This is a genomic window from Arthrobacter sp. UYCu512 (assembly GCF_040547075.1).
In the GTDB taxonomy this organism is placed as follows: Bacteria; Actinomycetota; Actinomycetes; order Actinomycetales; family Micrococcaceae; genus Arthrobacter.
Map to the genome: position 1 here is coordinate 19,239 of NZ_JBEPPA010000024.1, position 11,222 is coordinate 30,460.

6 protein-coding genes are annotated in these 11,222 nt (G+C 67.7%); 3 read left to right on the forward strand and 3 right to left on the reverse strand.

Annotated elements, in window-relative coordinates; genetic code table 11:
• Nucleotides 1-152: 152 nt before the first annotated feature.
• From ABIB49_RS17770 to ABIB49_RS17780, 3 genes are all read left to right on the forward strand, one after another.
• On the forward strand, nt 153-1,115 hold the full coding sequence (locus ABIB49_RS17770; RefSeq protein WP_354157519.1) for a quinone oxidoreductase family protein: 963 nt from the start codon (nt 153-155) through the stop codon (nt 1,113-1,115).
• Between the two features lie 156 nt (nt 1,116-1,271).
• Nucleotides 1,272-5,210, forward strand: coding sequence for a Pls/PosA family non-ribosomal peptide synthetase (locus ABIB49_RS17775; RefSeq protein ID WP_354157523.1), 3,939 nt, complete (start codon nt 1,272-1,274; stop codon nt 5,208-5,210).
• A 44-nt stretch (nt 5,211-5,254) separates the two neighbouring features.
• Entirely contained in the window at nt 5,255-6,646 is a 1,392-nt protein-coding gene (locus tag ABIB49_RS17780; protein ID WP_226774723.1) for a M1 family metallopeptidase, read from the forward strand.
• Between the two features lie 18 nt (nt 6,647-6,664).
• Here the strand turns inward: ABIB49_RS17780 and ABIB49_RS17785 are convergent, their stop codons facing one another.
• The 3 genes from ABIB49_RS17785 to pheS all read right to left on the reverse strand — a co-directional run bounded on the left by ABIB49_RS17785 (nt 6,665) and on the right by pheS (nt 10,958).
• Complete coding sequence (locus ABIB49_RS17785; RefSeq protein WP_354157520.1) at nt 6,665-7,276, reverse strand: 4'-phosphopantetheinyl transferase family protein; 612 nt, start codon at nt 7,274-7,276, stop codon at nt 6,665-6,667.
• A 74-nt stretch (nt 7,277-7,350) separates the two neighbouring features.
• Nucleotides 7,351-9,894 (reverse strand): phenylalanine--tRNA ligase subunit beta, encoded by a 2,544-nt coding sequence (pheT, locus tag ABIB49_RS17790; protein WP_354157521.1) that lies wholly within the window; start codon nt 9,892-9,894, stop codon nt 7,351-7,353.
• A 2-nt stretch (nt 9,895-9,896) separates the two neighbouring features.
• Nucleotides 9,897-10,958, reverse strand: coding sequence for a phenylalanine--tRNA ligase subunit alpha (gene pheS, locus ABIB49_RS17795; protein WP_282359397.1), 1,062 nt, complete (start codon nt 10,956-10,958; stop codon nt 9,897-9,899).
• Nucleotides 10,959-11,222: the final 264 nt, after the last annotated feature.

An 11,222-nucleotide genomic window follows, 5' to 3' on the forward strand; every position in this document is an offset into this window, starting at 1 on the left:
GGCGGCCGAATACCGGCCGCCACTTCGGCGTTGCTGTCGCTGTCCCTAGGATGGTGCAGAAGCGGAGCCGGAGATCGGGCCGCGGAAGCCCAGCCGGCCGATGCGGGCCGGTTTGCAGCCCAGGAACTTCAGCTCAAGCAAGGAGACAGCTAATGCACGCAATCGTCGCCCGCGAGGCCGGGGGTCCCGGTGTCCTCACGCTGACCGGGGTGGAGCGCCCGACGCCGGGCCCCGGCCAGCTGCTGATCAAGGTCGCCGCCGCCGGCGTCAACTTCATCGACACCTACAAGCGCAGCGGCAGCTATCAGGTGGACTACCCCTTCACCCCCGGCTCCGAGGCCGCCGGCACCGTGGCGGAACTCGGCGACGGCGTCACCGGGTTCTCCCCCGGCGACCGGGTGGCGACGGCGGAAGGCATCAACTGCTACGCCGGCTACGCACTTGTCGATGAGGACAAAGCCCTGCCGGTCCCCCGCGGCGTGGACGATTTCACCGCAGCCGCCCTTCCCCTGCAGGGCATCACCGCGCACTACCTGATCAATTCCTCCTTCACGGTGGAGCCGGGCCACACCGTCCTGCTGCACGCCGGAGCGGGCGGCGTCGGGCTGCTGCTGATCCAGCTGCTCAAGGCCAAGGGCGCATGCGTTATCACCACCGTCTCCACGGATGAGAAGGAACAACTGGCCCGCGGCGCCGGAGCCGACCACGTGCTGCGCTACGACGGCTTCGCGGCAAAGGTCCGCGAACTGACCGACGGGAGGGGCGCGGACGTGGTCTACGACGGCGTCGGGAAGGACACCTTCGACGGTTCCCTGTCCGCCCTGCGTATCCGCGGCACCCTGGTGCTCTTTGGCGCCGCGTCCGGGCCTGTGCCGCCGTTCGATCCGCAGCGGCTCAACTCCGGCGGATCCTTGTACCTGACCCGCCCGACGATTTCACATTTCCTGCGTGATGCCCGGGAACGCCGCTGGCGCTCGGACGAGCTTTTCGCCGCGGTGGCTGACGGAAGCCTCAAGGTCCGGATTGGCGCCCGCTATGATCTCGCGGAAGCCGCCCGGGCACACGAAGACCTGGAGCAGCGCCGCACCACGGGCAAGGTCATCCTGGTCCCCTAAACCCGGACCGCCAGGGTCCGCCGTTATCCGGGACCAGCGTGCGCACATCCGGCTTGAGGCGGATCATTAACACAAAGCGACGCCGGACACCTTCCATTTACCTAGGTCAGAGACGATGCCCCCGTGACTGAGCAACAGCAGCAACCCACAAGCACCGTGCTCCCGCAGGATGCCAACACCCTAAACACGGTCTTCCCGGCCCAGCTTGCAGGGTCCCCCGCCACTCCGCCGGAGCGGACGCTCGTTGACATCCTGCAGGACACGGCCGCGCGCTTTCCGGACGCCTCCGCACTCGACGACGGTCACGAGTCGCTCAGTTATGCGCAGCTTATGGCGGCAGTCCGGGCCCGGGCAAGGGAGCTGCACGCCGCGGGGCTGGGTGCCGGGGACAGGATCGGTGTCCGGATTCCCTCCGGTACCAACCTGCTGTATGTCTCAATCCTGGCCATCATGATGGTCGGGGCGGCGTATGTTCCGGTGGACGCGGACGACCCGGAAGAGCGGGCCAGGCTGGTGTTCGGCGAAGCACGGATCGCCGGGACGATTCGCGGTGCCGGCGAGATAGTGACGGCGCGCGAGCTGCCCCGGCCGTTTCCGGCTCCCCGGCCTCCCGCGCCGGACGACGACGCCTGGGTCATCTTCACCTCGGGGTCCACCGGAACGCCGAAAGGCGTCGGCGTGCAGCATCGTTCCGCCGCGGCATTCGTCGACGCCGAGGCGCGGATCTTTTTGCAGGACGATCCGGTTGGCCCCCAGGACCGCGTCCTGGCCGGCCTGTCCGTGGCTTTCGACGCCTCCTGCGAGGAAATGTGGCTAGCCTGGCGGCACGGCGCCTGCCTCGTCCCGGCGCCCCGGGCGTTGGTCCGGACCGGGATGGACCTCGGCCCGTGGCTGATCAGCCACGGCATCACTGTCGTTTCCACAGTACCTACACTGGCCGCGCTCTGGCCGGTGGAGTCCATGGAGAGCGTCCGCCTGCTGATCTTCGGCGGCGAAGCGTGCCCGCCCGAACTGACCGAGCGGCTCGCCGTCGAAGGCCGCGAAGTCTGGAACACCTACGGCCCCACCGAGGCCACCGTTGTCGCCTGCGCCGCTCGATTGGGCGGGCCCGGCCCGATCCGGATCGGATTGCCGCTGGACGGGTGGGACCTCGCCGTCGTCGACGCTGAAGCCCGGCCGGTGGGTGAAGGCGAGGTTGGCGAATTAATCATTGGCGGCGTCGGCCTGGCCCGGTACCTTGACCCGGCCAAGGACGCTGAGAAATTTGCCCCGATGCCGTCGCTGGGCTGGACGCGGGCCTACCGCTCGGGCGACCTGGTCAGGTACGAAGCGGAGGGGCTGATCTTTCAGGGCCGCGCCGACGAACAGGTCAAGCTAGGCGGGCGCCGGATCGAACTGGGTGAGATCGACTCGGCCCTGCAGGCGTTGCCGGACGTCGCCGGTGCGGCCGCGACGGTGCAGACGACGGCGGCTGGAAACCAAATCCTCGTGGGGTACCTGGCCCCGGCCGGCGGGCGGGACCTCGATCTCACCGCCGCACGTGAGCTCCTCGGCAAGAGCCTGCCGGCCCCCTTGATTCCGCTGCTGACAGTTGTCGATTCGCTGCCCACCAAGACCAGCGGCAAGGTGGACCGGCACGCGCTGCCGTGGCCGCTGGCGGGGGCCGGCGCCGCCGACGCCGCGGCGGCCCCGCTGAACCTGCCCGATGATGCCGGCTGGATCGTGGAGCAGTGGAGCTCCGTCCTGGGCAGCGCCGTGTCCGGCCTGGACGCCGACTTCTTCGCCTACGGCGGCGGGTCCCTCGCTGCCGCGCAGCTTGTCTCGGCCCTGCGCGTGCGCTATCCAACGATCACGGTGGCCGACATCTATGCCACGCCCCGGATCGGGGCTCTCATCGATACCGCACGCCTGTCGCTGCCCGAGGGCGGGGCAGGACCGGCCCCGGAACGCACGGTCCGGCGCACGGCCCGCAAGTCGCAGGTTTTCCAGACTCTGATGGGGGTTCCGCTGCACCTGCTGGTCGGCATGCGCTGGCTGACGTATGTGATGGCGGCGAATAATCTACTCTTCTGGCTCGCCGGCTTCGCGGCGGCGCCCACGGTTTCCTGGTGGTGGGTGGGAGCCTCCTGGCTTGTTTTTGTCAGTCCTGCCGGCCGGATGCTGATCTCCGTCGCGGCAGCCCGCCTGCTGCTGCGCAAGGTAGTGCCGGGAGTCTACCCCCGCTCCGGCCGGGTGCACCTGCGCCTGTGGCTGGCCGAGCAGATCCAGGACCTCGCCGGCGCGGTCAGCCTCGCCAGTGCCCCGTGGGTGCCCTATTACGCACGCGCCCTCGGGGCGAAAATCGGCAACAATGTCCAGTTGCACTCGCTGCCTCCCGTCACGGGAATGCTCTCGCTGGGCACCGGTTGCAACGTCGAACCTGAGGTCGATCTGTCCGGCTGGTGGATCGACGGCGACGTAGTCCATATCGGCGCCATCCATATCGGGCCCGGCGCAACTGTCGGTGCACGCAGTACCCTTATGCCCGGTGCCTCGATCGGTGCCGGAGCCCGGGTGGAGCCCGGATCGGCCGTGCTGGGCAAGGTGAAGTCCGGGCAGTTGGTCGCCGGCTCACCCGCGGAGCGGCGGGGCAAAGCCAAACCCTCCTGGCCGGAGGCTCCCGCCGAGCACCCCATAATCGGCAGGCTCTGGTTTGTCGGCTTCGCCACAGCGTCCGCCGTTCTGGCCCTGATCCCCGTGATCTCCGCTGCTGCCGCGGCCTTAGTGGTTTATGCCTTCATTCGGGGCAGCGCTTCGCTGACGGCAGCGGTTCCGCAGCTGCTGCTGGCCATTGCGCCGGCGGCCCTCGTCTGGTTCCTGTCCAACCTGCTGCTGATCCTGCTGACCACCCGGCTCCTCAGCCTGGGCCTGGCCGAAGGATATTACCGGGTGCGCAGCAGAATCGGCTGGCAGGTCTGGGCTACCGAGCGGGTCCTGGACCTGGCCCGGGACGTGCTCTTCCCGATCTATGCGAGCCTCTTCACTCCGGTCTGGCTGCGCCTGCTTGGCGCGAAGATCGGCAAGAACGTGGAGGCTTCGACGGTGCTGTTGATCCCGAAGATGACCACTGTGGGCGAGGGAGCCTTCCTGGCCGACGACACGATGGTGGCCTCGTACGAACTCGACGGCGGCTGGTTGCGGATCGCGCCCGCGAAGATCGGCAAACGCTCCTTCCTGGGCAATTCCGGGATGACGGCGGCCGGCCGCAATGTGCCCAAGAACTCCCTGGTTGCCGTGCTGTCAGCGACCCCCGCCAAAGCCAAGGCCGGCACCTCGTGGCTGGGCAGTCCGCCGGTGCGGCTCCGGCGCACCGCCATCGCCTCCGATGACACCCGGACGTACCAGCCGCCGCTAAGGCTCAAGGTCGCCCGGTCGCTCTGGGAACTGTGCCGTTTTGTTCCAGTCGTGGTGACCGTCGCAATCGCGGCCGGCGTTTTCCTCGCCTTCGACTGGCTTGCCTCCGCCACGAATTACTGCATCGCGGCGCTCCTGGGCGGCGTGGTGATTCTCATCGCCGGAGCGGTGGCGGCGGGCAGTGCTGTGGTGGCGAAATGGTTGCTGGTAGGGCGCATCAAACCCGGTGAGCACCCGTTGTGGAGTTCCTTCATCTGGCGCAACGAGGTGGTGGACACGTTCATTGAGATGGTCAGCGCCCCTTGGTTCGCCCGGGCGGCCACCGGGACCCCGGCCCTGGTCTGGTGGCTCCGGGCCCTCGGCGCCAGGATCGGCGCGGGCACCTGGTGCGAAAGCTACTGGCTGCCCGAGGCGGACCTGGTGACCCTGGGCCGGAACACCACGGTTAACCGGGGTTGTGTGGTCCAGACCCATCTGTTCCATGACCGTGTGATGAGCATTGACACTGTTACGCTCGATGACGGGGCAACGATGGGCCCGCACGGAGTCATCCTCCCGCAGGCCCGGATCGGCAAAGGTGGCACCGTAGGCCCGGCATCCCTTGTGATGCGGGGTGAAACTGTCCCTGCCGCGACGTACTGGATGGGCAACCCGGTGAGCCCGTGGGGCGGGCCGGCAGTGGCTGCCCCCAAGCCGAAGTAGCACGCTCCCGCCCGACCCGCACCTGCCAACCCGAAGGCCGTCTAATGAGTTCCAGCCCCCAGAGGTCCACCGCCGCAACCGGCACCGGAGGCGGCCTGCCCGCGGATGATCCGGCGGGCTCTCCTGATCCGTACCTGCCGGGCCATGGCACCAATGCCTACCGCGTCACCCGGTATGAACTCGAACTGGACTACAAGCTCAGCAGCAACCGCCTGAACGGGCGGGCCACTGTGCACGCGGTGACACAACGCGCCACCTCGGCCATTGTGCTGGACCTGACCGGGCTCCGGGCCAGCAAAATCCAGCTCTCCGGTCGGAAGGTCCGCAAGTTCAGCCAGCGCGCCGACCAGCTGGTCATTGTCCCCGACGCCGCCCTGATGCCGGGCGAAGAATTCACTGTGGACGTCCGTTACGAGGGAAACCCCTCCCCCCGCCGGGGCTTATGGGGCGACGTGGGATGGGAAGAACTGACCGATGGTGTGCTGGTGGCTGGCCAGCCGAACGGCGCACCGTCCTGGTTCCCCTGCAACGACCACCCCTTGGACAAGGCCAGCTATCGGATCTCGGTGACCACTGACGCACACTACCGGGCGGTGTGCAACGGGATCCTGGTCGCCCGCACCGGCCGGTCCAGCCGCGAGACCTGGGTCTACGAACAGGCCGAGCCCATGGCCACGTACCTCGCCACGGTTCAGATCGGCCGCTACGAGCTCTTGGCCCTCAACCCGGTCCGCCCGGCGTCGCAGGTGCCCCAGCACGTCGCGGTTCCTGCTGAGCTTGCGGACAAGGCACGCGAAGGGCTGAGGAGGCAGCCGGAAATGATGCGTACCTTCATCGATTGCTTCGGCCCCTACCCGTTCGCCGAGTACACGGTAGTGGTGGCCGGGGATGAGCTGGAGATCCCGCTCGAGGCGCAGAGCCTGTCGATTTTCGGCCCCAACCAGCTGGAACAGGACTGGGAGTCGCAGCGGCTCATCGCCCACGAGTTGTCCCACCAGTGGTTCGGCAATTCGCTGACGGCAGCGTCCTGGAAGGACATTTGGCTGCATGAGGGCTTCGCCTGCTATGCCGAATGGATCTGGTCCGAGGAAGCCGGCGTTATGACTGTGGCGCGCCGGGCCGCCGCCGCCTGGCGGAAGCTCAGCACCGGCGCGCAGGACCTGCTCGTGGGCGACCCCGGTCCGGAGCTGATGTTCGATGACCGGGTGTACAAACGCGGGGCCTTGGCGCTGCACGCCCTCCGCCTGCGCTGCGGCGACCTGGCGTTTTTTTCGCTGCTGCATGAGTGGGCGGGGCAGTACCGCCACGGCTCGGTCTCGACGGCGCAGTTCATTCTCACCGCGGACCACGCGACAGGCCTCGACACGGAAGCGCTGCTGCACCCGTGGCTGTACCAGGAAGCGCTGCCGGCGCTTCCGGCCGGCGGCCCAAAGTGATCTCCTGGCCCTTTGTTGCTAAGCGGTTCCCGGAACAGCCAGCGCGGCGGCGAATCCCGCAGGCAGGCCCAACGCAAACGTGTCCAGTTCAATAAGGACAATGCCGTCCCCGGGCTCCGCGAAAGCCTCCACCGTAGCCGGATCGACCCGCAACCCGGTACCGCGTGACTTGAGCAGCGCTTCCTTGCGCGCCCAGGCAGCTGCCCGCCAGCGCGTTGCCTGGTCGGGGGTAAGCGTATTGAGCCGCTCCCGTTCGGCAGGGGTGAGGGCAACGACGTCGAACCCCGGGAACGTCACACCGGAGCTGTGCTCCAGGTCGATGCCGGGACGGACCCCCGGTTCCCGGGTGTGGACTGCTGCCAGCAGGGCCCAGCCGTGGCTGCGCGACAGGCTCAGGTTCAGGCCGGCGGGAAGACCGGCAATCCGGTAGCCTGGCCGGCCATGGTCATTCTCCGGGCCGGTGCCGCAATCAGGGCACACATAGGCGGCCGTTAGTTCTCCGGGGTGCACCGCCAGGATCCCGGCAGCAAAAGCGCGCAACGCGATCCGGCCGGCCACAAAGTCCCGCCGGGTGGGGTCGTCTTTGAGGCCCGCTGCACGGGCGCGTTCTGCTTGATCGAGGAAGGCCACACCGTCCGGTCCGACGTCGGCAAGACGAACGGACCGGACGGTGGCCCCGGCGACGGCGAGTGTTCTTCCGTGCTCTAGCGTTGGACTGCCCCGAAACGCTCGTGCGCAGCTGCCACGGCACCCTCGCGCGCCGCGGACGCCTCCTCGGCTGTCAGCGTGCGGTCAGCGGCACGGAAGCGCAGGCTGAAAGCCAGCGACTTTTTGCCGTCCTCGATGCCCTTGCCCGCGTACACGTCGAAGAGTGCAACGTCTTCAAGCAGCTCGCCGGCTCCCGCGCGCAGAGCCGACTCCACTTCGTCAGCGGGGACCTCCAGCGGCACCACCAGGGCGACGTCCTGGCTCGCCACCGGGAACGTCGACAGGTGCCGGGCGACGATCACGTCGGCGGCAGCCTCAAAGAGGGCATCGGCGTTGAATTCGAGCGCCACCGACCGTGCCGGCATGTCGTGGGCGGCCAGCAGTTTCGGGTGCAGTTCGCCGGCGTAGCCCAGGACCTCCCCGGTGCGGAGCGCCAGTTGCGCGGCCCGTCCCGGGTGGAAGGCCTGGTGCCGGCCCTGGCTAACAACGATTTCGACGCCGAGCACGTCGCCGGCGATCCGGGCGATGTCCACGGCATCGGCCCAGTCCCATACCCGGGGACTGTGGCCGGCGGCAACCGGTGAGTCGTGGCCGGTAAGCACCGCGGCGAGGTACAGCGGCTGGTCCGGCACACCGTTATACAAACCGTCGAGCACTTCATCGCCCGGCCGGACGCCAAGGGGCGGGATCGTGGCGGTGCCGAGTGTGTCACCCGGCAGGAAAACCAGCCCGGCCTCGAACAGGGCCAGGTCGCGGAAGCCGCGCGAATGGTTGCGTTTAGCCACCTCGATCAGGCCCGGCAGGATCGAGGTGCGCAGGTAGCCTTGCTCCTCGCTGATCGGGTTGGCGAGCTTGAGTGCCGTGCGCGGCGCTCCTTCAGTGGCAACGCCAAACGTGTCGTTGGCGGCCTGGGAGACGAACGGGTACGCGAGGACCTCGGTGAGGCCGGCGGCTGCCAGCGCCTGGACGAGGCGCCTGCGTTGCTGCTGGACGCGGGTCAACCCGCGGCCAGGGGGTGCCACGGGCAGTGACGCGGGGATTTTGTCATAGCCGACCAGGCGCGCAATTTCCTCGGTCAGGTCTTCCTTGGTTTCCAGGTCGTTGCGCCAGCTTGGCGCCGTCACCGTGTACCCGCCGTCGTTTTTGACAACAACTGCACCCAGGTCCTCGAGCGAGCTGAGGATCTGTTCCTCGGTGAAGTCGATCCCAATACGTTCCGCGGCGAAAGCCGCTGGCAACTCGACGGCGACGGCAGCGGGTGCGGTGCCGACGTCGGTCCCCTCGGCGACGGCGGTGCCGCCGGCGAGCTCGACCAGGAGGTCAACAACCCGCTGTGCGGCGATGCCGGCCACCTGCCAGTCAACGCCGCGTTCGAAGCGCTTGGAGGCTTCGGACGGGAGCTTGTGGCGGCGGCGGGAGCGTGCGATGGACACTTCGTCGAAGTGCGCAGCCTCCACGAGGACGTTCGTGGTGGCATCGGACACCTCGGTGGCGGCACCGCCCATCACGCCGGCAATGCCGATCGCCCCGGAACCGTCGGTGATCAGGAGGTCCTCGACGTCGAGCGTGCGTTCCTTGCCGTCCAGGGTGGTGATCTTTTCCCCGGCCGCCGCCCGACGGACCACAATGTCACCGGACAGGGTGTCCAGGTCGTAGCAGTGGGTGGGCTGGCCGAGTTCCAGCATGACGTAGTTCGAGACGTCCACCGGCAGCGAGATCGAGCGGATGCCGGCGAGCCGGAGCCTGGAGGTCATCCACGGGGGCGTGGGCTTCGTCGCGTCGACGCCGCGGACGGTGCGGGCCACAAAACGGTCACAGCCGGGCTTACCGTAGATCGGGGCGCCGTCGTTGAGCTGCACGCCGTAACCGCCGGCCAGTTCCGCAGGTGCCTGGACCCTGGCTGCCGGGTCGGTGAAGGTCGTGCCGGTCGCGTGCGCGTACTCGCGGGCCACCCCGCGGAGGGAGAACGCGTAACCGCGGTCCGGGGTGACGTTGATTTCGGCGGCCTGGTCGTAAAGGCCCAGCAGTTCCATGGCGTCGGTGCCAATTTCCGGGTCCAGCCCGATCCGCGAGAGCACCAGGATGCCGTCGTGGTCCTCGCCGATGCCAAGTTCGCGCACCGAAGCGATCATTCCCGCGGAAAGGTGCCCGTAGGTCTTCCGGGCGGAGATGCGGAAGTCGCCGGGCAGCACGGCGCCCGGAAGGGTGACAACGACCTTGTCGCCTGCCACGAAGTTGTGCGCGCCGCAGATGATGCCCTGGACGCCGGCGGGGTCGATGCCCTCGCCTGTCAGGGTCTGCTGCTGGCCTTCGGGGACCACCCGGACCTGGCACCAGTTGATGGTCTTGCCGTTGGTCTGGGGTTCCTTGACGATGCTCAGCACCTGGCCCACCACAACGGGACCCTGCAGGGCATCCGTCGGGCGGTGCACTGCTTCTTCTTCAAAACCGACCTTGACCAGGTCGGCCATCACGTCTTCGGCCGTCGCTCCGGCCGGTACCTGCGCGAATTCACGCAGCCAGGAAAGTGGGATACGCACGGTTAGATCTCCATCCCGAAGTGCTCGCTGAAACGTACGTCGCCTTCGATCATGTCGCGCATGTCGCCGACCTCGTTGCGGAACATCAGGGTCCGCTCGATGCCCATGCCGAAGGCAAAACCTGAATAGATGTCCGGATCGATGCCGGCCGCGCGGAGCACGTTGGGGTTGACCATGCCGCAGCCGCCCCATTCGATCCAGCTGGGGCCGCCTTTGGCCTCCGGGTGCCAGATGTCCAGCTCGGCGGAGGGCTCGGTGAACGGAAAGTAATTCGGGCGCAGCCGGATCTGGGCCTCGTCGCCGAACATCTGGCGCGCGAAGTGCTCCAGGGTGCCGCGGAGGTCCGCCATGCTGAGTTTCCTGTCGATGGCGAGGCCCTCGAACTGGTGGAAGACCGGCGTGTGCGTGGCGTCGAGCTCATCGGTGCGGAACACCTTGCCGGGGCACAGGACGTAAATCGGCAGTTCGCGTTCGAGCATGGAGCGGACCTGCACCGGGGAGGTGTGGGTGCGCATCAGCAGGTGGGCTTCGGGCGGCTCCACAAAAAAGGTGTCCTGCATTTCGCGGGCGGGGTGGTCCGGTTTGAAGTTCAGCGCATCGAAGTTGAACCATTCGGACTCGACCTCGGGGCCTTCGGCGATTTCCCAGCCCATGCCAACGAAGATGTCAGCGACGCGTTCCTGCAGGGTGGACAGCGGGTGGCGTGCACCGGCACGACGGCGGCGCGGAGCGGCCGTGACGTCAACCGTCTCCTCGACCAGGATGCGTGCGTCGTTCTCGGCTTCGAGCTCGGCCGTGCGGTCCGCGAGCGCCTTGTTGACACGTCCGCGGGAGGCACCCATCAGCTTGCCGGCGGCGGCCTTCTGGTCCTTCGGCAGGCCGCCGATTTCACGGTTGGCGAGGCTCAGCGCGGACTTCTCGCCGGTGTGGGCAAGCCGCACGGCTTTGAGTTCATCGAGCGTGGAGGCGGCGGCAATAGCGGCAACGGCCTGGTCTACGGCGGCGGTGATGGCGGCTTCATCCAGGGGATTCGGGACGCCGGCGCCCGGCAAAGTTTCAGTCATCTACTGTTCTTAGCTACGAGTCGGTTCATGCCAACGGGCGCAGGACCTTCAACAGGAGCAGGTACCGGCGCGTTGACAAAGGGCAGGGCCCGCCAAAATCACTCCGGCGGACACTTCCCAACAGTCTAGTTGAACGCACTCAGGTGCCCGAACCTGGGTCCCGGCTAGCTGTATTAACCACGGAGGTTAGTGACGCGGCTTGCTGGTGGCTGACCCTTGAGTGAGGTGTGGCCTCGGTGATGATTGTAGTCATGGAGCCAGGCT